We start from the raw sequence: 26,154 nt of genomic DNA, 5'->3' as shown, positions 1-26,154 counted from the left end.
CCGGCGTCTTCGGTCACCTTCGACGCAACGTGTCACGCCCCGTCAGGGAGCGCGTCCGCAGAATCGCCCCGTGCGGCGCTGTCCCGTCCCGGTGTCCCGGGGACGCCCAGGCGCCGTGCGTCCTTTTCCGGACGCATGAAGACGGACGCCAGGAGACCGGTGCCGAGCAGGAGCCCCGCCGTGACGAGCCAGCCGTCCCGGTAGCCGGCCGCAGCGGTCGTCGCACTGTCCACGATCCGGCCCAGGACCAGCGGCGACACGACCCCCGCGAGAGCGAAGACCGCCACCAGGACCCCGAGCACGACTCCTCTCTGCGCGGGCGGTGCGACGCGGGCGACGGCCGTCTGCGCGGCAGTGATCATGACCAGGGCGAGGGCCATCGGCCCGAACATCATCGGCACCTTGATTCCCGGCACGCCGACGGTGGCGAACACGGTCACCGCTCCCGACGAGGCCACCAGCAGCAGACCCGCGCCGGCACCCTCGGGCAGCCTTCGGCCGGTACCGCGCAGGGCGGCGCGCCGGGCCAGCAGCCCGTGTGCCAGCAGCACCACGCCGTTGGCGACGGCGCCCCCGCCGACCGCAGCACCCGCCTGCTGGAGACTCCAGCCGTCCACCGTCTTGAGATAGTCCGGCAGCCATGTCAGCTCGACGCTCATCACCCAGTACGCCGCGAACGAACCCAGGGCCGCCGTCACGAACGTGCCCGAGAGGAAGACCGACCGCAGCGGCACCTCCGCGCCGCCCGACCCCACCTCCACCGCCCCCGCGCGGCGGCCCACGCGCGGTGCCCACGGACCCTCCGCGCCCTTCACCGCCCATGCCGCCGCCCACAGCAGCCCGGCGAGCCCCACCGCTCCGAAGGCCCACCGCCAGCCGAAGTGGGAGATCACCGCGCCCAGGGCCGGCGCGGCCACCGCGACCCCCGTCGCCGCGCCCACCATGAGGACGGCCGTCGGCAGGGCGCGCTCCCGCTGCTCGAACCAGCCGTGCACGTGATGGGTCGCCACCGGCGCGGCCGGCCCCTCGGCGAAGCCGAGCAGCACCCTCGTCGCGACGAGCGTCCCGAAGCCCGCCGCGGCGAACAGCATCGGCAACTGGGCGACCGACCACACCAGGCCCATCAGCAGGAGCAGCACCGAGGTGCGCACCGCGCGGGTCAGGAACGACACGGCCAGCGCGGACAGCGAGAACAGGGCGAAGAACGCGGCCTGGGCCGCACCGAACTCCTGGCGGTCGAGACCGAACTCCTTCATGATCTCCGGGCCGGCCAGCCCCAGGACGGCCTTGTCGGCGAAGTTGACGAGCATGAAGGCCAGCAGCAGCCAGGTGGTCGTCCAGGCTCCCCGCCCGGCGGGCGCCGCGCCCTGCGGACCGGCGGGGTCCGCCTGTGCGGCCCGGGTCAGCGCCACCGTCACATCCCTTGCCGCGCGCTGCCGTCGGCGGGCGTGCCGCATCCGCAGTCGTCGTCGACGACCCCCACGCTGATGGCACCCGCCGCCCGACGGCGTCCGGCGTCGCTGCGCGTGAGTTCGGTGGCCAGGTCCGTGTCCCCGGCGACGGCGGCCGATTCGGCGGCCGCCCAGTGGAAGATGCCGCGCGCCATCGTCGAGGTCTCCCGCTCGGCCCGGCGGGTGTACACCTCGGCCCGGACGCGGGCCACCTCCCGGTCCGCGGGCGCGGCCAGCGCGGCGGTCTCGGCCAGGTGCGCCGCCAGCCGCAGTTCCCCGCGTTCGAGCAACCGCTCGGCCCGGTCCGCCAGCGCGCGTGCGCCACCGGCCGCGTCGGCGAGTTCCGCGGCCAGCGCCGCCTCGGGGGACGGCTTGAGGTTCGCCGGGTTCTGGTCGTACCAGCCGCCCCACAGCCGCCAGAGGTTGCGGACGACGAACTCCGGCTCGTCGTAGGCGGGATGCAGGTACGGCTTCTCCAGCAGGCCCGGCGGGACCTTCACCCCGTGCAGCACCTCGTCGAGGCGCGCACCCGCGTTCATCAGGTCCCGTGTCTGGGTGCACAGCGACTCCAGCAGCTCGGCCGTGTCCCCGAGCGCCTGCCGGATGCGGTCGGCGCCGACGATCGGCACGCCGTGACCGGGAAGCAGCACCTCGGCGCCCAGTTCCCGCATGGCGCGCAGCGCCTGTGCCCACTCGACCGGATAGCGCTGCACCTTCTGCGGGTTGCCCGCGTTCGGCGCGTTCCAGATGAACAGGTCGCCGGTGCACAGGGTGCGCAGCTCGGGGATCCACACGTAGGTGTGGTCGTCCGTCTCACCGCGGGCGTGCACCAGCTCGAAGGTCAGCGCTCCCCGGCGGACGGTGTGCCGCTGCCGGTAGGTCGTGTCGGGATAGCGGTACTCCGTCGGCCACTGCAAGGTGGGGACGCCGAACTGGCGGCGGTTGATCCAGGTGTTGTACCCGGCGGTCTCCCGGTAGCGGTCGAAGCGCGCCGCCACCGCCTCGTGCGCGAACACCTCGGGGCGCGCGGTCCCGGTGTCCGCCGCCTCCCGGTCGAAGGGGGCCACACCGAAGACGTGGTCCACGTGGCCGTGGGTGTAGACGACGGCCGTCACCGCGTCCGGGGAGTGCCCGCGCACGGAGGCGTGCAGTTGGGCGGCCGTACGGAAGTCTCCCGAGTCGACCAGCACCAGACCGTCACCGGTGTCGAACACGGCGACGTTCGCGAACGCCGGGAAGAACAGGGTGCGTTCACCGACCTCGACGAGGCCGCCGTCGGTGAACGCACCCGTGAAGTGGGCCAACAACGTCTCCTCGCCGGACCAGACCCGGTCCGCGTACGCCATGTAGCCGCCGGCATTGTGTTCCGTCATAGGTCCAGCTCCTCGGCCGTCTCGTCCGGGGTCGCCGTCCCGGCCCCGGTGGCGACCCGCTGATGTCGGTAGTCTGCGCCGGGAGCGGTGGGGGAGACATCCGTCGCCCTCACAGTCACGGGCGGCTCGACCTGTGATCCGTCACAGGTGCGTCGGGCCATCCAAGGGAGGGGCGGGACGGAAATGCGGAGAGGAGAACCGGTGTCGAGCGACCCGCAGCCGCAGTGCCCGGCGCCGCGTCCCGAGCGCGAACACCGCGCGTCGTACCCGGTGCTGTCCACCACCGCGCGGGCGCTGGCCGCGCGGTGCGAGAGCCGTGTCAACGAGCTCGCCCGCCGGATGGCGCGCGACGACTTCGAACGGCTGCCCGGCTACGCGGAGCTTCCCGACGACGTGAAGGACGTGGAGGTCGCCGCCACGGTCCGGCACGGCCTGCGTCTCTTCCTGCGCCGCGTCCAGGAACCACGGGGACGCCCCGGGGACTACACCCTCTTCCGGGAACGTGCCGCCCAGCGCGCCGAGGAGGGCATGCCCCTGCACACGCTGCTGCGCAGTCACTCCGCTGCGGTCTACGTCCTGTGGCAGGCCCTGCGGGACGAGGCCACCGACCAGGAGTCGGGAGCGCTGATCGAGCTCGTCGACTTTCTTCTGCGCGGCCACGAGGCCGTCATCGGCGCCGTCACCGAGACGTACGTCGCCGAGCAGGCCACCCTCTCGGCCGAGCGCAGCGAACACCAACGTGCCCTGGTGCGGGGGCTGTTGGACGGTTCCCTGCCGCCGGAGCGTGCCTTCGAGGAACTGGGTCTGGAAGGCCCGTGCCTCGTCGTGCACCTGCGGCTGGGCCTTCCGCCACGGGACGGCGCGGCGATCACGAACGTCGCCGGACGTCGGCTGGTCCGCCGTGTCCAGGCCGCGGTCGACCGGGACTGCGGCCCCGGGGCCGTCTCCCTGCTCGACACCGACGGAGGGCATGTGATCCTCACGCGGCGGGCCGGGGACCAGGACGACCTCCGCGCCTGCGAGCAACTACGCGCCGCGCTGCGGAAGTTCTGCGGGGAGGACGTCCGCCTGGCAGCGGTCACCGCGGACACCGCGCAGGACGTGCCGACGGCCGCCCGCACCGGGCGCGACATCGTCCGCGTCGCCCGCGCCGGCGGCCGTCCCCCGGGACTCCACCTCATGGACGACGTGCTGCTGGAGTACCACCTGTCCCAGCGCGACGAGAGCAGCGACCGCATCGTCGCGCTCCTTCGACCCATCGAGGACCGGCCCGATCTCGTCGAGACCCTGCGCGTCCACCTCGAACAGCGCCAGGACCGCCGAAGTACCGCCCGCCGCCTCGGCCTTCACCCCAACACCGTGGACAACCGGCTCGCGCGGATCGCCGAGCTCACCGGCCTCGACATCGCCTCGCCCCGGGGCAGTGCCCTGGCACTCGCGGCGCTGCTGCTGCGCGACAGCGCCTGCGACGGAGGGTGACAGAGGCCCGGCGACCGGGGAGCCGGGGCGGGGGGGTGCGTGCCGGCCGGGGGACATGACGCGTTCCCCGGCCGGTGTCGCGCCCCCGAGGGGGCCGCGGTCGCGGGCGTCGGCCGTCAGTGTCCGGTCAGGTCGTGCACGGTCCCGCCCGCCACGGCACGCGCCGCGTCGCCGACGACGTTGCCGTTCGAGCAGTTGTTGACGTGGTCGCTCACGTAGTCGCCGAGCACCGGCACCACCGCCACCTCCTGGAGGCAGACCGCGGCCGCGGTGAAGTTCCAGTTGTTGGTGGCGTTGACGCCACCACCGAAGTTGCTGTCGTTGTCGGCGAAGGCGGGCGAGGCCCCGGCCGTCGCGATCGCGGTCACGGCCGCGGCGGCCATCGCACCATGCATGATCATCTTTCTCATGCCTGGGCCAACGACGGACCGTCGGACAGGACACCCCTCGTCGGCCCCGAGCGCCCGTTTGCCGCGACGGTCCCACCGGACGCACGGTCTCCGGTGCGGTTCCGCCGAGCCGTCCCCGCCGCCTCCGTCGCCCGCGGCTGTCACCGTCGCGGAGCGGCCCCGCACGGCAGCACACCGCCGGGCGCGCGGGGGGCCGTGACGTCGGGCGGAAGTGGCCGCTCGCGCACGGCAGTTGTACGCGCGCGGCCGGACGGGGTACAGAACGCCCCGAATGGGCACCCGCAGGCATGAACAGGGAAAGTGAGGCGACAGACGCGGACATGAACACCATGGACGGCAAGGACAAGTCCCCCAACGCGGCCCGCAGCGCCGAAGAAACGTTCACCCTGCGCGGCAGGACGAAAATAGCGGAGGCCCGTGCACTGGCGGCCGGCTTCCTGGCACAGGCGGCGAAGACCCACCGCATCCGGGTGCGGCCGAGCACGGTCGAGACCACCCTTCTGGTGGTCAGCGAACTGGCCACCAACGCCCGCAAGTTCGCGTACGGCGTGGCCCTCCTGCATCTGCAGGTCGACGACGAGATGGTACGGGTCACCCTGTGGGACCAGGATCCGGAGCTGCCCCGCACCGGGGACACCGATCCGGAGCGGCCCGGCCAGCACGGACTGGAGATCGTGACGGCCGTCGTGCAGAAGGTCGAGATTCACCAGGAGGCTCTGGGCAAGCGCGTCACCGGCCACATCGCCTGCGCCTGACGGTCGCCTGCGCCTGACGGCACTGCCCGGGACATCGCGATCTCCGAACCGCCAGTGCCGCGCCGGTGTCGGAGGCGGCGGACGGTGGCCGCCACGGCCTGCCACCGCTCGGGCGGGGCCACGCGCGATGCCGCCTGCTCGCGGCGCAGTTCCTCCAAGGAGTCCCGTTGCCGCCGCGCCCGGTCCCCGGTCGAGGAGACCATCGAGCTCATCCAGGTCGAGTCGGTCGTCGCGTCCGGCGACGATGTGGCGGGTTTCCCACGCGGCGGCGCGCGGGAATCCCGAGCCGCCGCATGACGCGGACACCGCCCGTCCCGCTCGCTGGGCCGGCCCGCGCGCATCAGGGGCCGGCGGCGGACCAGGGACTCCCGTACCGCCGGACCAGGCGATACGGGCGAACCCATCTGTCGTCCCCCGCGCGTCACTTGACGCGAAAGCGCCTCGATTGCCTTGTCCAGCACTCCAGTTGAGGCGACGGAAGGACTATCGTGCCCGCAACTGGTTACGCAATGGCCGACGTTCCTTCACGGGAACGCCGCGTTACCACCCGCGATTCAGTCCGGCGCGCTGAAGGACAGGGGCTCCCATGGCGATCCGTACGACCGAACCGGTCTCACCCGTCCGGGCGAAGGAGGGCAAACGCGCCAAGGGGCGGGTGATCGTCACCTGGCTCAGCACGACGGACCACAAGAAGATCGGTCACCTGTACCTGATCACGTCGTTCGTCTTCTTCCTGATCGCCGGTGCGCTGGCCCTGCTGATGCGGGCCGAACTCGCCCGCCCGGGGCTCCAGATCCTCTCGACGGAGCAGTACAACCAGGCGTTCACGATGCACGGCACCCTGATGCTGCTGCTGTTCGCCACGCCCACCTTCGCCGGGTTCGCCAACGCGATCATGCCGTTGCAGATCGGCTCGCCCGACGTCGCGTTCCCCCGGCTGAACATGCTCTCGTACTGGCTGTTCCTCTTCGGCGGCCTCATCGTCCTGGGCAGCTTCCTCACCCCCGGAGGCGCGGCCGACTTCGGCTGGACCGCCTACACGCCGCTCAGCGGTCCGATCCACTCCACCAACGTGGGCGGCGACCTGTGGATCATGGGCCTCGCGCTTTCGGGGTTCGGCACCATCCTGGGCGCCGTCAACTTCATCACCACCATCATCTGCATGCGCGCACCCGGAATGACCATGTTCCGGATGCCGATCTTCACCTGGAACATCCTGCTGACCTCCGTACTCGTCCTGCTCGCCTTCCCCGTGCTCGCGGCGTCGCTCCTGGTGCTGGAGGCCGACCGGCGCTTCGAGGCAAGGGTGTTCGACGCGGAGAACGGCGGGGCGCTGCTGTGGCAGCACCTCTTCTGGTTCTTCGGGCATCCGGAGGTCTACATCCTGGCCCTGCCGTTCTTCGGGGTCATCAGCGAGATCATCCCGGTCTTCTCCCGCAAGCCGATCTTCGGCTACATCAGCCTGATCGGCGCCACCATCACCATCACCGGCCTGTCCGTGACGGTGTGGGCACACCACATGTTCGCGACGGGCGCGGTGCTGCTGCCGTTCTTCTCGTTCATGAGTTTCCTGATCGCCGTGCCGACGGGCGTGAAGTTCTTCAACTGGATCGGCACCATGTGGCGCGGGAGCCTGTCCTTCGAACCCCCGATGCTGTGGGCGTCCGGCTTCCTGGTGACCTTCCTCTTCGGTGGACTGACCGGCGTGCTGCTGGCCTCTCCCCCGCTGGACTTCCACGTCACCGACAGCTATTTCGTCGTCGCGCACTTCCACTACGTGCTCTTCGGGACGATCGTCTTCGCGATGTTCGGCGGATTCAGCTTCTGGTGGCCGAAGATGACGGGCACGATGCTGGACATGCGTCTGGAGAGGATTCACTTCTGGACACTGTTCGTCGGCTTCCACACCACGTTCCTGGTGCAGCACTGGCTGGGCGCCGAGGGCATGCCGCGCCGCTACGCCGACTATCTGGCCGCCGACGGCTTCACCGCCCTGAACACGATCTCCTCCATCGGCGCCTTCCTGCTCGGCCTCTCCACGCTGCCGTTCCTCTACAACGTGTGGAAGACGGCGCGGAAGGGCGAACGCGTCGACGTGGACGACCCCTGGGGGTACGGGCGTTCGCTGGAGTGGGCGACCTCGTGTCCGCCTCCCCGGCACAACTTCTCGACCCTGCCGCGGATCCGCTCCGAGTCACCGGCCTTCGACCTGCACCATCCCGAGCTGGTCCGCCACGACCAGGCGGAGAACAGCGGACAGCGCGACGTGCTGGACCCGGAGGGCCACAAGGGCGAGCGGTCCTGACAGGGGCGCGGGCCGACGCGGCACGAAGCCGGAAGCCGGAAGCCGGCTGAGGACGCAACCGGCGGGAGGGCGGGCGCGGTTGAGGGGTGGGACGGAAGCCGTCCCACCCCTCGGCCGTGCGGACTCCGGCTGGTCAGACGGCCGGAGTGAAGCGGTCCCAGGCGCGGTGTTCGCCGAGGAGCGTGGTCACGGTATCCAGCACCGCGGTGCCGGTCTCGCCGGTGACCAGTCCGGCGGCGTCGGCGGGCAGGCCCGCCGCCTGGACGGCGTCGACACCCGTGCCCCAGGCGCCGACGGCCTTGCCGTGGCGGAACGCCTCGGTGAGCAGGAGCAGCACCCGGGGGTCGACTCCGGTGACCGCCGTGGCGGTGTCGTCCACCTTGGCGTCGCGCGCTCCGTACGCGTCGGCGCCCGGTGCGGGCGAACCGGCAACGAGGACGGCGTCGAACTCGATGGAGCGGGCGGTCGCGAAGGTCCGCTGGACGGTGACGGGGTCGCCCTCCGCGTCCAGCTTGCCGCCCGCCGGCGCGACGACGAGGGGGACCATGCCGGCTTCCAGAACCGCCCGGCGCACCTGCCGCACGCCGTCCAGGTCGTCGGAGCCGTCGGTCACGATGCCGATGATCCGCCCGTCGACCGGCCAGGTCCCGCCGAGCTGCGACAACGCGGGGCTCGGCTCGACGGCCGGGACGGCGACGGACGCCTGCGGTGCGGGCAGACCGAGCCCGGCCGCGACCTGGGCGCACAGTTCGCCGTCGATGTTCGCGAGCACGAGCAGTGCGCGCTCCTTGATCGCCTGCTCCCAGCACTTGTTCAGCTCGAACGTGTACGCGGCGACGATGTGCTCGCGCTCCGTCGGGGTCATGCTCAGCCAGAACAGCCTGGCCTGGCTGAAGTGGTCGTCGAAGGAGGCGGCGGCGTCGCGCACCTTGCGGCCTGCGGGCACCACGGCGGGCACCTCGATGTAGGCACCCGTGTCGGCCCCGGCCAGGAACGGGCAGCCCCCGTCGAGGGAGTTGGGGCGGTACGGGGCGACACCGCGGTGGACGGCCGTCTGGTGCATGCCGTCGCGCAGCATGTCGTTGACGGGCGCGTGCGTGCGGTTGATCGGGAGCTGACCGAAGTTGGGTCCGCCGAGACGGGTGATCTGGGTGTCGAGGTAGGAGAACAGCCGCCCCTGGAGCAGCGGGTCGTTGGTGACGTCGATGCCGGGTACCAAGTGGCCGACGTGGAAGGCCACTTGCTCGGTCTCGGCGAAGTAGTTGGACGGATTGGCGTTGAGGGTCATCAGGCCGATGGGCTGGACCGGTGCGAGTTCCTCGGGCACGATCTTCGTCGGGTCGAGGAGGTCGATGCCCTCGAACATCTGGTCCTCGGTGTCGGGGAAGGTCTGCACGCCGAGTTCCCACTGCGGGAACGCCCCTGCCTCGATGGCGTCCGCGAGGTCGCGGCGGTGGAAGTCCGGGTCCATGCCGGCGGTGATCTGCGCCTCCTCCCAGACCTGGGAGTGCACGCCGAGCTTGGGCTTCCAGTGGAACTTGACCAGCGTGGTGGCGCCCTCGGCGTTGACGAGGCGGAAGGTGTGGACGCCGAAGCCCTCCATCATCCGGTAGGAGCGCGGGATGCCCCGGTCGGACATGTTCCACAGGGTGTGGTGGGTGGCCTCGGTGTGCAGGGTGACGAAGTCCCAGAACGTGTCGTGCGCGCTCTGCGCCTGCGGGATCTCCCGGTCGGGGTGGGGCTTGCCCGCGTGGATCACGTCCGGGAACTTGATCGCGTCCTGGATGAAGAACACGGGGATGTTGTTGCCGACCAGGTCGAAGACGCCCTCGTCGGTGTAGAACTTCGTCGCGAAGCCGCGGGTGTCGCGCACCGTGTCCGCGGAACCGCGCGAGCCGAGCACCGTGGAGAACCGGACGAACACCGGGGTCTCCGCGCCGTCGGCCAGGAACGCCGCCTTGGTGATCTGCGCGGCCGTTCCGTAGCCCTGGAAGACGCCGTGCGCCGCGGCGCCGCGGGCGTGCACGACCCGCTCCGGGATGCGCTCGTGGTCGAAGTGGGTGATCTTCTCCCGCAGATGGTGGTCCTGCAGCAGGACCGGGCCGCGCGGGCCCGCCTTCAGCGAGTGGTCGGTGTCGTACAGGCGCGCGCCCTGGGCGGTCGTGAGCCGCTCGCCGCCCTGCGCGACCTTCTCCTGCGCGGTACGGGTCGGCTGGCCGGTCGGGCTGTACGTGTCCGGACCCGTCTGGTCCGGCTTGGGCGGCAGCGGACCGGTCGGATCGGTCGGCTCCTCCACGGGAACCGGCTTGGCGGCGGGGGCTCCGGGGATCTCGTTGCCGCGGCCGGTGGCCTGCTGCACCGCGTCCACCACCTTCTCCGCCGCCGACGCCACCGGGTTCTTCTTCTCGCTCATGGGTCTCCGTTCGCTGAACCGACACCCGGTAAACGCAGATGTCACCACCAACCGGGCGTAGTGGGACATTGTGCGGTGACGGGTACCCCGAAGCGCGGGCCGGGAACAACCACACTGCGCCGACCGGCGGTACGCGACGCGCACCGCCGCCGGGCGCGGAGAGCACCGTGCGGGTGCCGCCGTAACTTTTCGGCCCCGCGGTGTGTGTAGGACCGGCTCCATTACTCTTACGCACAGCCCCGTCCACCCTCACCGCGCAGGGAACGACTACGGAAAGGTGTTGTCCTCGACAGGCCAACTCGTGCTCGGCCCCGTGCCCGTCCCGGCTGATCCTGTAGCGGCTGCCGCGGCTTGCGGCCCCCAGGAATCCACGTGCCGTACGACGGACGTCGCAGCGTCGGAACACCACGACCCCTATACGGGCAGCCCCTGTCACGATGCCGGTCGGACGAGTTCCGTCCGGCACGTTCCCAGAGCCCGAGCAACCAGAAACGAGGAATGGCGCGTGGCGGAGAATGCGCTCCCCGACGAGGCTGCCGGGCCGCCCTGGCTGCCCACGGCGCTGCTGGACGCACGCGTCGGCGTCTACGCGGTCGACAGCCGGGGGAACCTCGTCTGGGCAAACCCCCGCGCCCTCGAACTGCTGGGCCGCGTCGAGGACGAGGTCTTCGGCGAGGACGCGCACGATCTGCTGCACCGGGACGCCGAGGGCCGTCCCGTGGACAGGAACACCTGCGTCCTGTCCCGCGTCCCCGAGTCCCGTGGCGAGTCTCCCGTGGGGCATGCGTGGTTTCCCCGTGGCGACGGTTCCGTGGTGCCCGTGCGGTGGTTCGCCCTGCCGCTCTCCCCCGGCCGCTCGGACGTGGCCGCCCTGATCGCCTTCGACCCCGCGGAGCCGGCGGACATCGCCCCGCCGCGGAAGACGGACACCGGCGCCCGCACGCTGTCCAGGGGCGAGCGGCTGGCCCTGCTGGCGGACACCACCGCCCAGCTCATCTACAGCATCGACGTCCAGGAGTTCCTGGACGGGGTGGTGCGGCTGTTGCTGCCGCGTCTCGCGGACTGGGCCGTCATCGACCTGATCACCGAGGCGGACGCCGTCACCAGGTCCCTCGTCGTCCACGCGGACAACGGCACGCTCACCGCCCACCACGAGCTTCAGGGCCCCCTGCCGCCGGTGGCCGAGAGCTCCACCATGCCCCTGTCCAAGGCGCTTCGGGGCGCGGCCGCCGCGCTCATCGGACCCGAGACCTACGACGTTCCCCCCGACACCGGCATCGCCGTCGAGCAGCGAAAACTGTTCCGGGCGACCGGCATACGCAGCGCCGCCGTCGCTCCCCTGCGGGGGCCGCGCGAGGTACTCGGTGCCATCACGCTGGGGCGCACCGACGCCGACGAGCCCTTCACCCCGCGCGACCTGAACCTCCTGGAGGACATCGCGCGGCGCATCGGCATCGCCCTGGAGAACGCGCGTCACCACCAGCGTCAACGCCAGGTCGCCGAGACCATGCAGCGCTATCTCCTGCCCCAGCTCCCGCAACTGCCCGGCGTGGAGATGACGGCCCGGTACCTGGCCGCCCCGGACGCCTCCGACGTCGGCGGCGACTGGTACGACGCCTTCACCCTCCCCGGCCACGACACCGCCCTGGTCATCGGCGACGTCGTCGGACACGACCTTCAGGCGGCCGCGGGCATGGCCCAGTTGCGCAACATGCTGCGCGCCTACGCGTGGTCGCAGGACCAGCCTCCGGGGCAGGTCGTCCAGCGGCTCGACCAGGCCATGGCCCACATCACGGACGTCCGCATGGCCACCCTGATCCTGGCCCGGCTGTCCCTCGACGCCGACGGAGGCTGGACCCTGTGCTGGACCAACGCGGGCCACCTCCCCCCGCTGCTGGTCGAACCCGGGGGCGCCGCGAGCCACCTCGGCGACGGCCACGGTCTGCTCCTCGGCCTCGCTTCCCACCGGGTGCGCACCGACGCTCGGATCGCCCTGCCGCCGGGGTCGACGCTCGTCCTCTACACCGACGGCCTGGTGGAGAGCCGCAGCACGCCACTGGACGTCTCCCTCGCCCGCATGCGTGACCACGCGGCCGCCCTGGCCCACGAGTCGCTGCCCGACTTCGCCGACGGCCTGCTGAAGCGAACCCGCCCCGACGACAACGGCGACGACGCCGCACTGCTCGCCCTGCGCATCCCCGCCCCGCGCGAACATCGTGACCGCACCTGCGCATGACGGCTGCGCCCGCCGTCGTCGCCGGTCATCCGGCCTGTGCCGCGGACGGCAGGCCGGTGGCCCCGCGGTCCGGACAGGGCGGCCCCACCGGGGAGCGACAGCCGCTGCGACAGGCCGTCCACCCGCGGGCAGTGACCCAGGAGTACGCCGTGGCCGACGACGCTTGCCAGGGCGAGCCGCCGGGACCGCGTCAACGTCGTCCGGCGCGACCGCCGGTGCCGCACGCGCGTCAGCGTCCGCGTTCGAGGCACTTCCTGACGGCCTGTCGCACGATGTTCGCAGCTGCGAGGTGGTTGCGACGGTGCACAGGGGGTACCCACCGAGACGATCGTCGTCCGGTGGCGGCAGTCTTCCGGTGCGTCGATGGGAAAGAGGTCGGCCCGGCACCTGGCGAGGCGCGACGCCGGTGACTGGACCCGACCGGAGGTTTCGTTGACAACCGCTGCCGCTCGCCCGCGCCCCGTGTGCGGGGAACACCGCTGCGGATGCTGACGTCCACGGCGTCCGTGTGCCGGACCTGTGCATGGGTGGCTCGATACCGGTACACGCCGGCAGCGCCCGCAACGAAAGGAGAGCAGCGATGAGCGACACTCTGCGCGTGACCGTGCGAGACGAGGGCCGGCTCGCGGTAGTGGGCATCTCAGGAGAACTCGACGAGGCGACCGCCGGGTCCCTGCACACCGAGATCGTCGAACTGCTGGAGACCCACACCGACCTCGTGCTCGACATGTCCGCGGTGACGTTCTGCGACTCCTCGGGCTTCAACGCGCTGTTGCGCATCCGGCGTCGGACCTCGGAGGCAGGAGGCTGGCTCGCACTCGCCGGGCCGCCGCCCCAGGTGAGCCAACTGCTGGCGCTCATCAGCGGGGACGAGCCGCTGTTCGACGTCCATCCCAGCCTGGACCGGGCGCTGACCGCCTACAAGAGCCGGTAGACGCTCTCCAAGCAGCGCCCCGCGAAGGGCAGTCGCTGCGGGTCGCCCGTGCCGGGGCCGGGCGACCCGGGCGCACACCGCCGGGCCCGGTCGACCAAGATCAGGACGTCAATGGCGCGCTCGATTCACCGTTGTTCGCGGATCTCGTCGGCCACGCCTGCGACCGCCTCGCTCGTCCGGCATCCGGAACCGCCGTCAGCCGGCGTCCACTCCCGGCGGTGGATCTCAGCAGCCCGCGGACTCACTCGGCGGCCGTCGCCACCTTGACCGACAGTTCCGTGGCCCCCTTCAGGGGCAGCGACAGGGACCTGAAACCCCTCGCCGGATCGCGCACGAAGTCGAGGTAGTCCTCCTCGGCGTTGTCATTCATCACCACGGCTCCGACCCGCAGTTGGGGCGCCACGATCTCCAGCACCTCGCGCGCCAGCGTGGGCTTCCCGGCACCGGGCCAGCCGTCCACGAGGGCGAAGTCGACCGGACCTCCGAGATCCAACAGGGTCTTTCGGGCGTCGCCCACACGAAGATCGACGAACTCCTCCAGACCGGCCTCGGCCAGATTGCGCCTCGCGACATCTGCCTTCTGGGGCACGAGCTCCGAGCCGATCACCAATCCCCCGCCGTTGTCGCGGACGGCGGCGGCGAAGTAAAGAGTCGACATGCCGACCGAACTGGCGAAGTCGACGACCCGCCGGGCCCCCAGGGCACGGCAGAGCAGATAGATCAGGTCACCCTGGTCGGGCTGGATGGAGAAGCCGTAGTCCGCGAAGTCGTGGGGGTCGCGTCGCTCCCTCTCCTCACGAGTGTTTCCGCTCGGGGGCCTGCGTCGCTCCGCGCAGAGCCGGTCGACGACCCGGAGGACCCGAGGGTCGAGAAGGGGGCCTCGCGACGGATGGGCCTCGGACATGTCAGTCTCCCAAATATCGCCGAACGTCATCGATATATCGTAGACGAGTCGTCAAGGGTCGGGCAGCCGCCTCCCCCAAGGACCGGGCCGTCCGTCGAAGGCCCCGGCGGACCACTCTGCGCATCGCGGCCCAGCGTGTCACCGTGGAAGGAAGGGCCGACGGGGTGCGGCCGGAACTGCGGCACCGGCGGTCGGACGGACATCCGCGCACGACACGGCGAGGACGCCCCCGTGCCCGGCAGACCCCTGTCGGAGCCCGGCACGGCATGCTCGCGCGCCCTGACCCACACCTTCGTCGTCCCGTGGCGCTCGTCCCCGGCGGACCGGGGGTTGCTCGCCGCTCGTCGTCGGTGGCCGGTGGCCGGTGGTCCGCCCGACGGTGAGCGGCGCACGGACGAGGAGAGCCGGGATGACGGGCTGGGCCTGGGAGTACGAGGGATACGAGCCGTCTCAGGAGCGTCTGCGGGAGTCGCTGTGCACGCTGGGCAACGGCCGCTTCGCCACCCGCGGAGCGCTCCCGGAGTGCCGCGCGGACGACGTGCACCAGCCGGGCACCTATGTCGCCGGGTGCTACGACCGGCTGGTCTCGGAGATCGCGGGCCGACAGGTCGAGAACGAGGACATCGTCAACGTCCCGAACTGGCTTCCCCTGCGTTTCCGCCTGCGCGGAGGGGACTGGATCACCCCTGACCGGACCACGGTCCTCGACCACCACCTGACCCTGGACACAGCCTCGGGAGTCCTGGACAGACACACCCGCTTCGGGCTGGGCGACGGCCGCTGCCTCGTCGTGCGGCAACAACGCCTGGTGCACATGGCCGACACGCGTCTGGCCGCGCTGCGGACCGAGTTCACCGCCGAGGGCTTCGCCGATGAGCTGGAGGTCGAGGCAGCGCTGGACGGGACCGTCACCAACACCGGAGTCGAGCGGTACCGGGCCCTCGACGGACGCCACCTCTCCCACGTGCACACCGGCACGGCGGGGCCCGACACGGTGTGGCTGCGCTGCCGGACCCGGAACTCCGACGTCCGCATCTGCCTGGCGGCGAGGCTCCGCACGGACACGGACACGATTGCCACGACGTCCGCAGCCGACGCGATGGACACGGCGGACACGGACACCGCGCAGGCGGCCGGTGCGGACCCCTCCCGCGCCGTCCAACGGCTGCTGCTGACGCTGACGCCCGGAGCTCCCGCCACGGTCGACAAGACGGTGGCGCTCCACACCTCCCGGGACACCGCCATCAGCGACCCCCTGGGCGCGGCGGTCGCCGCCGCGCGCGAAGCCCCCTCCTTCGACGACCTGCGCGGCTCCCACACCGCGGCCTGGGAGCACATCTGGCGACGAGCCGAACTGGAGGTCCCCGGTGAGGCCGGCCACGTGCTGCGCCTGCACCTCTTCCACCTCCTTCAGACGCTCTCGCCGCACACGGCCGACCTCGACGTCGGAGTACCGGCCCGCGGACTGCACGGCGAGGCGTACCGGGGCCACATCTTCTGGGACGAACTCTTCGTCCTCCCCTACCTGAACGTGCACTTCCCCGAGGTCTCGCGCGCCCTGCTCCGCTACCGGCACCGGCGGCTCGGGAAGGCGCGCGCGGCTGCCCGCGCCGCCGGCCGCCGCGGGGCGCTCTACCCGTGGCAGAGCGGCAGTGACGGCCGCGAGGAGACACAGGAGCTCCACCTGAACCCGCGCTCGGGACACTGGCTGCCGGACGACTCCCGGCTCCAGCACCATGTGAACTCCGCGATCGCCCACAACGTCTGGCGGTACTGCGAGGCGAGCGGCGACACCGAGTTCCTGTACGGCGAGGGCGCGGAGATGCTCCTCCAGATCGCCCGCTACTGGGCCGACGCGGCGGAGTACGACTCGGTGCGGGGCCGGTACCACGTCCTCGGGGTCGTGGGCCCGGACGAGTACCACGACGCCTACCCGGAGGCGGTCCGACCCGGGCTCGACGACAACGCGTACACCAACGTCACCGCGGCGTGGGTCCTCGAACGTGCCCTGGAACTCGTGGACCTCCTGCCCGCGCCCCGGCACCGTGAACTCGTCGAGCGCATCGGGCTCGACACCGGGGAACTGGAACGCTGGCGGGACGTGGCGCACCAGTTCTACGTGCCGTTCCACGACGGGGTGATCAGCCAGTTCGAGGGCTACGGCGACCTCGCCGAACTCGACTGGCCCCGCTACCGCGAGCGGTACGGCGACATCAGGCGCCTGGACCGGATCCTCGAGGCGGAGGGCGACACGACCAACCGCTACCAGGCGTCGAAGCAGGCCGACGTCCTGATGCTGGGCTACCTCTTCCCTCCGGCCGAACTCCGTTCCCTGTTCGGGAGGTTGGGCTACCAACTCGACGAGGCGACCTGGCAGCGAACCGTCGACCACTACCTCGCCCGGACGAGCCACGGCTCGACACTGAGCGGTCTGGTACACGCCTGGGTGCTCGCGAGGAGCCGGCGCGCCGACACGTGGCGGTACTGCCTGGAGTCACTGCGGGGCGACGTGGCGGACCTCCAGGGCGGGACGACCGGCGAGGGCATTCACCTCGGGGCGATGGCCGGGACGGTGGACTTCGTCCAACGCGGCCTGACCGGGCTGGAGATCCGTGACGGCGCCCTGTGGCTCGACCCGGTGCCCCTGCCGGAGCTGTCCACGTACGCGTTCACCCTCCACTACCGGGGGCACTGGGGCGTACAACTGCGCCTCGAACACGGCGTCCTGCGGATCGAGGTACCGCCGTACGGCCGCGCCCCGGTCACGGTGCGGCTTCCGAAACACACGCTCGACCTGCGGCCCGGAGAGTTCTACAGGCTGCCGCTCCCCGAGTGAGCCGGTCCCCGGGAGGACGCGGGGAAGGCGTGGGCGGGCCCGGTCCGTCCAGTCTCCTCCGACCCGTTGTCGGGGGGTGGGCCTAGCGTGCGAGGTCGAACGAGTTCAGCGTCCATCGTCCATCGCGGACAACGTCAGCCAGGGGAGATCATGACCACATTGGCGAACCGTCCGAACACCGCGCTCCTCGTCGTCGACGTGCAGAACGACGTCGTCGCGGGGGCCCACGAACGCGACACGGTCGTCGCGAACATCCGCAGCCTCGTCGAGAAGGCGCGTCGCGAACACGTGCCCGTCGTCTGGGTCCAGCACTCGGACGACGGGCTCGCCAGAGGCAGCGACGGCTGGCGGATCGTCCCCGAACTGACCCCGGACGAGACCGAGACAGTCATCGAGAAGAACTACGGCGACTCCTTCGAGGACACCGCCCTGGAGAGCACGCTGTCCGGCCTCGCGGTCGGGCGGCTGGTCGTCGTCGGAGCGGAGACCGACGCGTGCATCCGCTCGACGCTGCACGGCGCCTTCACCAGGGGCTACGACGCGACACTCGTCGGCGACGCCCACACCGCCGGCGACAAGTCGGCGTGGGGCGCGCCGCCGGTGGACCAGGTCGTGGCACACACCAACCTCTACTGGTCCTACCAGACGGCGCCGGGACGGACGGCCGGGACGGCCAGTACCAAGGACGTCGACTTCGGCGACGCATCCTGACGCGACCCACACGGATCCGACCCGGAGGACGAGCGCCTTGTCCCGGCCACCCGGCCGGGACAAGGCGCTCGTCGCGCACGGGCCCGGAGCGGACCGCGGGTCGCGAACTCCCGTGCGAACAGCCGACGTTCGGCGCCTGTGTCTCCCTCCTTCTTCGGAGAGCGGGAGGTCCGTCGGCGGGGGTGACGGTTCCCGCTTCGCGTCTCGGCGTCTCCGGCTACCGGCTGTCGACATCAGGGTGAATCATCACTTGCTGAGCGCATGAGGGTTCACTGATGCGTACCATCGCTGGATCCGTCCTTTTTCGGCCACCGCTCACGGTGGAACCGTCGGCCCCGGCACCTCGGCGACGCCCGGAAAAGGGAGAGCCAACCCCCGAAGCGAGGCCACCCCATGCCCACCACGCAGACCCCTGTCACCAGCGTCACCTCGCACTACGCGGCCCAGGTCACCCAGGACCTGGAGAAGAACGCCGCGGAACAGGAACGGATCTCGGCGGACATCACCGCCCTGCAGGAACAGCTCGACGTCCTCCAGAACGACCAAAAGGTGCTGCGGGACGTCTACAAGGCCGTGTCCGGCGGCTCGGCGTCGGTTCCCACTCCCCCGCCGTCCGGTTCCGCGACGCCGAAGCGGGGGCCCAAGTCCGCGACCGCCTCGGCCCCCACGGCGGCGTCCGCGGCGGCGGACAAGGCCACCGGAAAGCGGAAGAGCACGACCCCGAAGAACCGTCCGGACAAGAAGTCCACGGGCACCGCCCCCGGCGCGTCGACGGACAAGGCGCCCTCGCAGCCCACCCTGGTCGAACTCGTCCGGTCGTTCCTGAACCGGCAGACGCAGCCGTTGTCCGCCGCGGAGGTCACCGCCGACCTGGCCGCCAAACACCCGCAGCGGAACATCAAGGCGACGGTGGTCAGGACCACGCTCGAGAACCTGGTCGCCAAGACCCTGGTCCACCGCACGAAGCAGGGCTCGTCCGTGTTCTACACCGGCGCCGACGCCAAGGCGGCGGGTGAGCGGACACAGCAGGACGCCGCGACCTCGACGGCCTCGGCGAAGAAGGAGAGCTGACTCCCCGCCGGCTCCGCGGTAGGCGTCTTCCCGGCCGCCTTCACCCGGGTGTGCGGGAGTGCCCGGCGCCAAGCAGTGCGGACGCCGCCCGACCGTCTCGTGACGCTCGCCGTAGCGGGACGCCGCCTGTTCACGACTCCCGGTCGCCTCTCGCCTCCGTCGCCGTCGGCTGCGCCGCGCCCGTGCACCGGAGCAACTCCCCCTCGCCTGACGGGCGTTGCCGTCGTCGGCATCACGAACCTGAGCGTCTGACGGCTGCCGTCGGGTAGCCGGCCGGCACCTAGTCCAGCAGTCCCAGTGCCGTGTCGGGGCGGCAGACCTGGCAGGCGGGCACCTGGCGGGCGAGTGCCTCGACGGCCTGGGCCCGGGTGGCGGGGGCGTACAGGCGTCCCGGCGCCCAGCAGTCGCTGCGGTGCACGGTCACCGGGGCGCCGCCGCCCGGACCGCGCTCGAACAGCCAGTCCGACGGTGGAGGCCGCCGCTCCTCGGCACGGCGCCGGTCGGCTTCGCGTTCCTCCTCCTGCGCGATCCACCGGTCCAGTTGCGCGAGAGCGGCCGCCGTCTGCTGTTCCACCACGCGGCGGGTGAAGCGCAGCTTCTCCAGGCGGTTCGCTCCCTCGGTCACAGACTCGAACATATATCCGAATCCTGCTGGACGCGAATCCACCACGGGGCATCCCTCGTTCGGCCCCGTTCGATGGCTGGGCGAGGAACCTGGGGCAAGGGTGGTCCGTAAGACGCGGGCCGGGGCGCAGCGAGGTGCCGTCCCGGGCGCGGACCGGCTGGGAAGAGGCTCGTGTCGTGACGACTGATCAGGTGGACTTCGAGGACGGCGGCTACCCCGTCGAGCGGAGCGCGGCAGCCGCACGCCGTCGCCGTGACCTGCGCCGCGCTGTCGAGGCGTACCGCTTCTTCTACCCGACGGTGTCGCTGGAGGGGATCTTCAAGGGCACTCGGGACGCGGGCGCGGTCGACAACGAGACGGCACTGCTGTTCATCGCCCGGCCGCACCACGTCGGGTTCACGCTGAACTCGGACACCCCGTACTCGGGCGGCATCCTCGACCTGCGCAAGAGCGGCCCGATGGTGATCGAGCTGCCCGCGGGGCCGCTGATCGGTCTGGTGGACGACCACCACCACCGGTGGATCGTGGACGTGGGACTGCCCGGCGCGTACGGAGCACGGGGCGGCAAGCACCTGCTGCTGCCTCCCGGCTACGACGGGGACGTGCCCGGGAGCGGTTACGTCGTGGCCCGCAGCGACACCTGGACGGCGTTCTGCGCGCTGCGCGTTCTCCCGCTGGGCGGGGACGTCGCGACGGCGAACAAGCTGCTGTCGTCGGTGCGTTTCTATCCGCTGGACAGGAGCGGCGACCCGCCGCCGTACACCTTCACCGACCACAGTGACCACGCCATCGACTGCACCTGCCTGGCGTGGGAGGACAACCTCGACTTCTGGCGGGTCCTGCACGCGGTGATCGACTCCGAGCCCGCCGTCGAGGAGATGCGGCCGATGCTCGGGCTCCTCGCCGAACTGGGCATCGAGGCCGGCCGCCCCTTCGAACCCGACGAGCGGCAGGCCGCCCTGCTGACCGAGGCGGCGCGCACCGGGCGGGACGAACTGCTGGTCTCCGCCTTCGCCTCCGACCGGCCGGACCGGATGGTGTGGCCCGACCGGACCTGGGAGTGGGCGGGGCTGCGGCCGGAGAACGGCACCTTCGAACGCGAGGGGTCCCTGGACGTCGAGGCCAAGGACCGCTGGTTCGCCCAGGCGATCGTGAGCTCACCGGCGATGTTCCGCCGGGCCGTGGGACAGGGCTCGCTGTACTGGGTCGGCCTGCGGGACGACGGCGGCGCCTACCTCGACGGCGGGGCCACCTACCGGCTGACCGTTCCGCTGCCGGTGCCCGCCGGGCTGTTCTGGTCGGTGACCGCCTACGACGCCCGGACCCGCTCCGAAGTCGTCGCCGCGCAGGGCCGGGCGGCCCTGCGCTCCCTCTTCGACACGCTGGAGCCGGCCGACGGCGCGGACAGCGTGGACCTCTGCTTCGGGCCGGACGAACCCGCGGACGCGGGCGGACGGTGGATCCAGACCGTGCCGGGGCGTGGCTGGTTCGCGTACTTCCGCATCTACGGGCCGGAGGAGGCCGCGTTCGACGGAACGTGGAAACCGGGAGACTTCCGGCGGGTCGGGAACTGACCCACCGGCCCGCGATGTCGGGCCGCCAAGGTGCGGGGGCCCTGCGGCCGCGCGGCATACGGTGGCCGGCGAGTGGCCTGCCGCCGAACCCCGTCGGGCCTCAGTCACGGACGGACCGGAGAGCACGCATGAGAATCCACCTGACCAGTGTCTTGGTCGACGACCAGGCCAAGGCCCTGCACTTCTACACCGAGATCCTCGGCTTCGTGACGAAGCACGACGTCCCCCTGGGCGAGAAGGACCGATGGCTGACCGTCGTGTCCCCCGAGGAGCCCGGCGGCACCGAACTCCTGCTGGAGCCCCTCGGCCATCCGGCCGCACGGACCTACCGCGACACGCTCGTCGCCGACGGCATCCCCCTCGCCCAGTTCGCCGTCGACGACGTGCACGCGGAGTACGAACGCCTGCGCGGTCTCGGGGTCGTTTTCCCCCAGGAGCCGTTGGAGGCGGGGCCGGTCACCGTGGCGGTCTTCGACGACACCTGCGGCAACCTGATCCAGATCACCACGCAGCCGTGACACACCGCCGGTGCCCACCGCGGGGCCGCCCGGCGTCCGCCCACCTGTTCACCTCGCCGCGCGCCTTCGTCGACCGCGCGTTGAGGATGGTGCCGAGGATGCCGGCGCCTCGCGTGCGCACGCCGGGCAGAGGCATCCCCGCGCATGCTGCTCGCACAGCGGCCTCTCCGCCCGCTCGCGTCGGCGACGAGGGCGCACCCGCGGCTTCGATCACGAACGGGAAGAACGTTTGAAGATCGGAGCACGGAGCAGACGGCCGCTCGGAGGTTGATGAAATGGTTCCCCTGCTTCTCGTTCTTCTGTTGGCCCTGATCCTCTTCGGTGCGGGTTTCGCGCTGAAGGCCCTGTGGTGGATCGCGGTGATCGTGCTCATCGTGTGGCTGCTCGGCTTCGTGATCAAGCCGTCCGGCAGCGGCCGCAAGGGCCGTTGGTACCGGTGGTGACGTTCTCGATCGCCTTCGGCTGAACGACCGCGCGCCGACCGGTGCGTGAAGGGGTATGCCCGTCCGTGGGCACACCCCTTCTTCGTCGCCGGCCCCTCCCCTGTCCGCGAGCGGCAGGGTTCCGGGGAGTCGGTGGCGGGCTCAAGGACCTGCCGGCCTCGTGGGCGGCCCCGGCGGTGTACCGCGCCCGAGGGCCTGGGCGCGGAACACCGCCGGGGTCGCCCCGGTCCGCAGCCGGAAGAACTTGGTGAAGTCGCTCGCGTCCACGAAACCCAGCCTCCCGGCGACCTCCTTCGCCGAGAGACGGCTGTGCTGGAGGAGACGCTTGGCCTCCAGCAGGACCCGGTCGTCCACGAGCTGCTTCGCCCCGGCTCCCGTCACCGCGCGCGTCGCCCGGGTCAGGGTCCGGGGGCTGTAGCCGAGTGCCGCGGCGTAGTCCCCGACCCGCCGGGTCGTCGCGTGGTCGCGCTCCACCGCGTCGTGGAACCGCCGGAACACCTCGCTCACCGTGCCGGGCCGCGAGGCCGTGCCCCGTACGGTCGCGAGCCGCAGGACCAGCACGGACACCAGGTGGCGCAGCACCTCGACGTGCGAGTCGAGCGGCAGGGTGGCCATGGCGCCGTACTCGTACGTGAGATGGTCCAGCCCCCGGGCCAGGGCCTCCGCGTCCGTACCGGCGGGCAGCAGCGGCTCCTGCTGGTACGGGGGGTCCATGTGGGCGGCGGCGACGGTCGCCGGGGGCAGGAAGCCGCGCTGGAACAGAACGATCACTCCGTCCGCCGTCACCAGGTCCGGGCCGAAGCGCTGCACCTGGCCCGGCCGGATCCAGATCCAGGAACCGGGCGGCAGGACGTGTTCCACGAAGTCCACCGCCATGCGCAACGGGCGGCCACGGACCGCGATCAACTGGTGGAAGGCGGGGCGCAGCGGGGCGTACGGATCGTTGCCGTGCCGCAGGGACCGGTCGTACAGGCCGGCGAGTTCGACCAGTTCGACGCCGGTGGGGGCACCGACGCCGGCCGTGTAGTCGAGATCCCGTACCCCGCCAGGTTGTCCGTTTCTTCCCATCGTGAGTCCCGAGGGTACCGCCGCCCCGCACGAACTGGCTCCTAGCGTGGACTCAACCGACCGCGCGAACGTTCGCGCAGGTCACCGAGGTGCGGGGAGTGAGCGGTGCGTCTGATCGTGGGCATGACCGGAGCGACGGGGGCCGCGATCGGCGTGCGGTTGCTGGAGAACCTGGCGGAGCTGCGGGACGTGGAGACCCATCTCGTCCTGTCCCGTTGGGCGCGGGCGACGATCGAACTGGAGACGGGCCGGCCGGTCGCCGAGGTGACCGCGCTCGCGGACGTGACGCACAGCCCGGACGACCAGGGGGCGACCATCTCCTCCGGTTCGTTCCGCACCGACGGCATGGTGATCGTGCCGTGCTCCATGAAGACACTGGCGGGCATCCGCGTCGGTTACGCGGAGGGGCTGGTGGCGCGGGCCGCCGACGTCGTCCTCAAGGAGCGGCGCAGGCTGGTCCTGGTGCCGCGGGAGACGCCGCTGAGCGAGATCCACCTGGAGAACATGCTGGCCCTGGCCCGCACGGGCGTGCGGATCGTGCCGCCGATGCCCGCCTTCTACAACCACCCGCGCTCCGTGGACGACATCGTCGACCACATCACCGCCCGGGTTCTCGACCAGTTCGACCTGCCCGCCCCGGCCGCCCGGCGCTGGGAGGGCATGCGCGCCGCGCGCGCCACCGCGCGGACCGCTTCCTGAGGCCCGGCCCACCCCGGCACGGGGCGAGCCGAGCGTCCACGCGGCCTCCGGCCAGGCCCCCCGACAACTCACCGACAGAGCCCGGCACTTCGCACAACCTCCCCTTTCGCAGTCCTTCACCGACCACCACTTTTTGGAGCACCCATGGCCTACGACGACCTGCGCAGTTTCCTCGCGACCCTGGAGAAGGAGGGACAACTGCTGCGCATCGCCGAGGAGGTGCTGCCGGAACCGGATCTGGCGGCGGCCGCGAACGCCACGGGGCGCATCGGCGAGAACGCCCCGGCCCTCTACTTCGACCGGGTCGCCGGTTTCACCGACGCCCGGATCGCGATGAACGTGCACGGTTCCTGGGCCAACCACGCCCTCGCGCTCGGCCTGCCGAAGAACACTCCGGTCAAGGAACAGGTCGAGACGTTCGCCGCCCGCTGGGACGCCTTCCCGGTCGCCCCCGAACGCCGCGAGGACGCCCCCTGGCGCGAGAACACGCAGGAGGGCGCGGACGTCGACCTCTTCTCCGTGCTCCCGCTGTTCCGGCTCAACGACGGCGACGGCGGGTTCTACCTCGACAAGGCCGCCGTGGTGTCCCGCGACCCGGAGGACCCGGACGACTTCGGCAAGCAGAACGTCGGCACCTACCGCATCCAGGTCATCGGCGCCAACCAACTGGCCTTCCAGCCCGTGCCGATGCACGACATCGCCCAGCACCTTCTCAAGGCGGAGGAGAAGGGCGAGGACCTGCCGATCGCGATCACCCTCGGCAACGACCCGGTGATCACCGTGGTGGCGGGCATGCCGATGGCGTACGACCAGAGCGAGTACGAGATGGCGGGCGCCCTGCGCGGCGCACCGGCTCCCATCGCCACCGCTCCCCTGACCGGCTTCGACGTGCCGTGGGGCAGTGAGGTCGTCATCGAGGGAGTCATCGAGTCCCGCAAGCGCCAGATCGAGGGACCCTTCGGCGAGTTCACCGGTCACTACTCGGGCGGGCGCCGCATGCCGGTCATCCGTGTCGACCGCGTCTCCCACCGCACCGACCCCGTCTTCGAGTCCCTCTACCTGGGCATGCCGTGGACCGAGGTCGACTACCTCGTGGGTCCCAACACCTGCGTACCGCTGCTGAAGCAGTTGCGCGCCGAGTTCCCCGAGGTGCAGGCCGTCAACGCCATGTACACGCACGGGCTGATGGTCATCATCTCCACGGCCAAGCGGTACGGCGGTTTCGCCAAGGCCGTCGGCATGCGGGCGATGACCACGCCGCACGGCCTGGGATACGTGGCGCAGGTGGTTCTGGTGGACGAGGACGTCGACCCGTTCAACCTGCCCCAGGTCCTGTGGTCGATGTCGGCCAAGGTCAACCCCAAGGACGACGTGGTCATCATCCCGAACCTGTCCGTCCTGGAACTGGCTCCCGCCGCCCAGCCGGCCGGCATCACCAGCAAGATGATCATCGACGCGACGACGCCGGTCTCCCCCGACGTGCGCGGCAACTTCTCCACCCCCGCCAAGGACCTGCCGGAGACCAAGGAGTGGGCGGCGAAGCTCCAGAAGCTGATGGCCTCGCGCGGCTGACCAGCGCGGCCCCGCCTACCGCCGTATCCCCTCCCCCGAAAGGACCTGTCGTGAACTCGAACTCCCCACTCGTCTGCCCCCGTTGTGCCTTCGAGACGGTCGGCAAGCTCGCCACCTCGCCCGTGCCCGGCGTCTGGGACGTGCTCCAGTGCGGCCAGTGCCTGTACACCTGGCGCACCAGCGAACCGGCTCGCCGCACCGAGCGCGACTCCTACCCCGAGCAGTTCAGGATGACCCTCGCGGACATCGAGAACGCCATCGAGGTACCGACCGTCCCACCGCTGCGCACCGCCGGCTGAGCCTTGCCCGATGCCTGTGAGGCAGCCGTGGCGAGCGCCGCCCGAACACGCCCTCCGTGCTTCGTCTGCGCCCTGCCCGGCCGCACCGGGCGTGCGTAGCTTCGTGGTGCCACACCTCATCAGTTGGCTCGGCCGGGAGCGGTTGGCCGCCCGGGTCCTGCTGGGGGGTGCCGGGCTCTCCGGCGCTCCCGGCCCAACAAGATGAGGTGAGGTGGGCACATGGTGGCGACCGAGAGCGCGCCGTCCCGGAAGGGGTGGCTGCGCGAGGTGGTCGGACGCCTGGGAACCGCACTCGCGGCGCGCGCGGTGTGGAACCTGGTCGAACGGCTGCTCCACCATTGAGGGTGTGACGCCCTGGACGGCCCCCGGTGTATCCCCAGTCGCCGGGGGCGGTCCCCGCCCGAACTCCCGTCGCGGGCACGGCACTTCACGGCCCGAAGAGGCCCTGCGCGGGCTCGGCCGCGGCCGCACCCGAGCA

At 71.4% G+C, this 26,154-nt stretch carries 22 protein-coding genes; 15 read left to right on the top strand and 7 right to left on the bottom strand.

From position 1 onward, the window contains the following. Window positions 1–32: 32 nt before the first annotated feature. Both ACFZA0_RS17075 and ACFZA0_RS17070 read right to left on the bottom strand, forming a co-directional pair. The gene (locus tag ACFZA0_RS17075) at window positions 33–1,412 is read right to left on the bottom strand and encodes an MFS transporter (protein ID WP_391016902.1); all 1,380 of its coding nucleotides are present in this window, start codon (window positions 1,410–1,412) and stop codon (window positions 33–35) included. 2 nt (window positions 1,413–1,414) lie between these two features. Beyond that, entirely contained in the window at window positions 1,415–2,824 is a 1,410-nt protein-coding gene (locus ACFZA0_RS17070) for an alkyl sulfatase dimerization domain-containing protein (RefSeq protein WP_391016899.1), read from the bottom strand. 201 nt (window positions 2,825–3,025) lie between these two features. Here ACFZA0_RS17070 and ACFZA0_RS17065 point away from each other — a divergent pair, with 201 nt between their 5' ends. Beyond that, complete coding sequence (locus ACFZA0_RS17065) at window positions 3,026–4,303, top strand: helix-turn-helix domain-containing protein (protein WP_391016897.1); 1,278 nt, start codon at window positions 3,026–3,028, stop codon at window positions 4,301–4,303. A 116-nt stretch (window positions 4,304–4,419) separates the two neighbouring features. Here the strand turns inward: ACFZA0_RS17065 and ACFZA0_RS17060 are convergent, their stop codons facing one another. Continuing rightward, window positions 4,420–4,713: a hypothetical protein gene (locus tag ACFZA0_RS17060; protein WP_391016894.1), complete on the bottom strand. Its 294-nt coding sequence runs from the start codon at window positions 4,711–4,713 to the stop codon at window positions 4,420–4,422. A gap of 320 nt (window positions 4,714–5,033) precedes the next feature. On the opposite strand from ACFZA0_RS17060, the gene ACFZA0_RS17055 reads away from it, so the two are divergent. Both ACFZA0_RS17055 and ctaD read left to right on the top strand, forming a co-directional pair. Then, window positions 5,034–5,468, top strand: coding sequence for an ATP-binding protein (locus tag ACFZA0_RS17055; RefSeq protein ID WP_391016891.1), 435 nt, complete (start codon window positions 5,034–5,036; stop codon window positions 5,466–5,468). 586 nt (window positions 5,469–6,054) lie between these two features. Beyond that, window positions 6,055–7,773 carry a cytochrome c oxidase subunit I gene (ctaD, locus tag ACFZA0_RS17050; RefSeq protein ID WP_391016889.1) on the top strand — a complete coding sequence of 573 codons (1,719 nt, stop codon included), beginning with the start codon at window positions 6,055–6,057 and terminating at the stop codon, window positions 7,771–7,773. 133 nt (window positions 7,774–7,906) lie between these two features. Here the strand turns inward: ctaD and ACFZA0_RS17045 are convergent, their stop codons facing one another. Next, on the bottom strand, window positions 7,907–10,186 hold the full coding sequence (locus ACFZA0_RS17045; RefSeq protein ID WP_391016887.1) for a catalase: 2,280 nt from the start codon (window positions 10,184–10,186) through the stop codon (window positions 7,907–7,909). A 505-nt stretch (window positions 10,187–10,691) separates the two neighbouring features. Here ACFZA0_RS17045 and ACFZA0_RS17040 point away from each other — a divergent pair. Beyond that, window positions 10,692–12,422 carry a SpoIIE family protein phosphatase gene (locus ACFZA0_RS17040; protein WP_391016885.1) on the top strand — a complete coding sequence of 577 codons (1,731 nt, stop codon included), beginning with the start codon at window positions 10,692–10,694 and terminating at the stop codon, window positions 12,420–12,422. A 580-nt stretch (window positions 12,423–13,002) separates the two neighbouring features. Next, window positions 13,003–13,356, top strand: coding sequence for an anti-sigma factor antagonist (locus ACFZA0_RS17035; protein WP_391016881.1), 354 nt, complete (start codon window positions 13,003–13,005; stop codon window positions 13,354–13,356). 241 nt (window positions 13,357–13,597) lie between these two features. Here ACFZA0_RS17035 and ACFZA0_RS17030 read toward each other — a convergent pair whose 3' ends face one another. After that, the gene (locus tag ACFZA0_RS17030; RefSeq protein ID WP_391016878.1) at window positions 13,598–14,260 is read right to left on the bottom strand and encodes a class I SAM-dependent methyltransferase; all 663 of its coding nucleotides are present in this window, start codon (window positions 14,258–14,260) and stop codon (window positions 13,598–13,600) included. Window positions 14,261–14,669: 409 nt separating this feature from the next. On the opposite strand from ACFZA0_RS17030, the gene ACFZA0_RS17025 reads away from it, so the two are divergent. The 3 genes from ACFZA0_RS17025 (at window position 14,670) to ACFZA0_RS17015 (ending at window position 18,878) form a co-directional block, all read left to right on the top strand. Continuing rightward, window positions 14,670–17,096, top strand: a complete 2,427-nt coding sequence (locus tag ACFZA0_RS17025) for a glycosyl hydrolase family 65 protein (RefSeq protein WP_391016877.1) — start codon at window positions 14,670–14,672, stop codon at window positions 17,094–17,096. A gap of 150 nt (window positions 17,097–17,246) precedes the next feature. Next, a complete protein-coding gene (locus tag ACFZA0_RS17020) occupies window positions 17,247–17,807 on the top strand; it encodes an isochorismatase family protein (protein ID WP_391016874.1) in 561 nt (186 codons plus the stop codon). A gap of 393 nt (window positions 17,808–18,200) precedes the next feature. Next, window positions 18,201–18,878: a BlaI/MecI/CopY family transcriptional regulator gene (locus ACFZA0_RS17015; protein WP_391016871.1), complete on the top strand. Its 678-nt coding sequence runs from the start codon at window positions 18,201–18,203 to the stop codon at window positions 18,876–18,878. Between the two features lie 280 nt (window positions 18,879–19,158). Here the strand turns inward: ACFZA0_RS17015 and ACFZA0_RS17010 are convergent, their stop codons facing one another. Beyond that, the gene (locus ACFZA0_RS17010) at window positions 19,159–19,503 is read right to left on the bottom strand and encodes a DUF6233 domain-containing protein (RefSeq protein WP_391016868.1); all 345 of its coding nucleotides are present in this window, start codon (window positions 19,501–19,503) and stop codon (window positions 19,159–19,161) included. A 176-nt stretch (window positions 19,504–19,679) separates the two neighbouring features. Between ACFZA0_RS17010 and ACFZA0_RS17005 the strand changes: the two genes are divergently transcribed. The 3 genes from ACFZA0_RS17005 (at window position 19,680) to ACFZA0_RS16995 (ending at window position 22,038) form a co-directional block, all read left to right on the top strand. Next, entirely contained in the window at window positions 19,680–21,077 is a 1,398-nt protein-coding gene (locus ACFZA0_RS17005) for a DUF1214 domain-containing protein (protein WP_391016866.1), read from the top strand. Window positions 21,078–21,205: 128 nt separating this feature from the next. Next, window positions 21,206–21,595, top strand: coding sequence for a VOC family protein (locus ACFZA0_RS17000; RefSeq protein ID WP_391016864.1), 390 nt, complete (start codon window positions 21,206–21,208; stop codon window positions 21,593–21,595). 275 nt (window positions 21,596–21,870) lie between these two features. Further along, window positions 21,871–22,038, top strand: a complete 168-nt coding sequence (locus tag ACFZA0_RS16995; RefSeq protein WP_391016861.1) for a hydrophobic protein — start codon at window positions 21,871–21,873, stop codon at window positions 22,036–22,038. Between the two features lie 141 nt (window positions 22,039–22,179). On the opposite strand, the gene ACFZA0_RS16990 is transcribed toward ACFZA0_RS16995, so the two are convergent. Continuing rightward, window positions 22,180–23,106 carry a helix-turn-helix domain-containing protein gene (locus ACFZA0_RS16990; RefSeq protein ID WP_391016859.1) on the bottom strand — a complete coding sequence of 309 codons (927 nt, stop codon included), beginning with the start codon at window positions 23,104–23,106 and terminating at the stop codon, window positions 22,180–22,182. Between the two features lie 105 nt (window positions 23,107–23,211). Here ACFZA0_RS16990 and ACFZA0_RS16985 point away from each other — a divergent pair, with 105 nt between their 5' ends. From ACFZA0_RS16985 to ACFZA0_RS16970, 4 genes are all read left to right on the top strand, one after another. Next, window positions 23,212–23,805, top strand: coding sequence for a non-oxidative hydroxyarylic acid decarboxylases subunit B (locus tag ACFZA0_RS16985; RefSeq protein WP_391016857.1), 594 nt, complete (start codon window positions 23,212–23,214; stop codon window positions 23,803–23,805). A 144-nt stretch (window positions 23,806–23,949) separates the two neighbouring features. Next, window positions 23,950–25,377 carry a non-oxidative hydroxyarylic acid decarboxylases subunit C gene (locus ACFZA0_RS16980; protein ID WP_391016854.1) on the top strand — a complete coding sequence of 476 codons (1,428 nt, stop codon included), beginning with the start codon at window positions 23,950–23,952 and terminating at the stop codon, window positions 25,375–25,377. A gap of 50 nt (window positions 25,378–25,427) precedes the next feature. Beyond that, complete coding sequence (locus tag ACFZA0_RS16975; RefSeq protein WP_391016852.1) at window positions 25,428–25,676, top strand: non-oxidative hydroxyarylic acid decarboxylases subunit D; 249 nt, start codon at window positions 25,428–25,430, stop codon at window positions 25,674–25,676. A 219-nt stretch (window positions 25,677–25,895) separates the two neighbouring features. Further along, entirely contained in the window at window positions 25,896–26,018 is a 123-nt protein-coding gene (locus tag ACFZA0_RS16970; protein WP_391016849.1) for a hypothetical protein, read from the top strand. Window positions 26,019–26,154 lie beyond the last annotated feature (136 nt).

Source organism: Streptomyces sp. NPDC008150, from assembly GCF_042956945.1.
Classification (GTDB): Bacteria; Actinomycetota; Actinomycetes; order Streptomycetales; family Streptomycetaceae; genus Streptomyces.
The sequence above is the reverse complement of the archived record's forward strand: the minus strand, read 5'-3'. Positions and strand labels throughout refer to the sequence as shown.

Coding starts and splice junctions, on each gene's coding strand:
- ACFZA0_RS17070 (WP_391016899.1), bottom strand. CDS start 2,824: ATGACGGAACACAATGCCGGCGGCTACATGGCGTACGCGGACCGGGTC.
- ACFZA0_RS17060 (WP_391016894.1), bottom strand. CDS start 4,713: ATGAGAAAGATGATCATGCATGGTGCGATGGCCGCCGCGGCCGTGACC.
- ACFZA0_RS17055 (WP_391016891.1), top strand. CDS start 5,034: ATGAACACCATGGACGGCAAGGACAAGTCCCCCAACGCGGCCCGCAGC.
- ctaD (WP_391016889.1), top strand. CDS start 6,055: ATGGCGATCCGTACGACCGAACCGGTCTCACCCGTCCGGGCGAAGGAG.
- ACFZA0_RS17045 (WP_391016887.1), bottom strand. CDS start 10,186: ATGAGCGAGAAGAAGAACCCGGTGGCGTCGGCGGCGGAGAAGGTGGTG.
- ACFZA0_RS17035 (WP_391016881.1), top strand. CDS start 13,003: ATGAGCGACACTCTGCGCGTGACCGTGCGAGACGAGGGCCGGCTCGCG.
- ACFZA0_RS17030 (WP_391016878.1), bottom strand. CDS start 14,260: ATGTCCGAGGCCCATCCGTCGCGAGGCCCCCTTCTCGACCCTCGGGTC.
- ACFZA0_RS17025 (WP_391016877.1), top strand. CDS start 14,670: ATGACGGGCTGGGCCTGGGAGTACGAGGGATACGAGCCGTCTCAGGAG.
- ACFZA0_RS17020 (WP_391016874.1), top strand. CDS start 17,247: ATGACCACATTGGCGAACCGTCCGAACACCGCGCTCCTCGTCGTCGAC.
- ACFZA0_RS17015 (WP_391016871.1), top strand. CDS start 18,201: ATGCCCACCACGCAGACCCCTGTCACCAGCGTCACCTCGCACTACGCG.
- ACFZA0_RS17000 (WP_391016864.1), top strand. CDS start 21,206: ATGAGAATCCACCTGACCAGTGTCTTGGTCGACGACCAGGCCAAGGCC.
- ACFZA0_RS16995 (WP_391016861.1), top strand. CDS start 21,871: ATGGTTCCCCTGCTTCTCGTTCTTCTGTTGGCCCTGATCCTCTTCGGT.
- ACFZA0_RS16990 (WP_391016859.1), bottom strand. CDS start 23,106: ATGGGAAGAAACGGACAACCTGGCGGGGTACGGGATCTCGACTACACG.
- ACFZA0_RS16980 (WP_391016854.1), top strand. CDS start 23,950: ATGGCCTACGACGACCTGCGCAGTTTCCTCGCGACCCTGGAGAAGGAG.
- ACFZA0_RS16970 (WP_391016849.1), top strand. CDS start 25,896: ATGGTGGCGACCGAGAGCGCGCCGTCCCGGAAGGGGTGGCTGCGCGAG.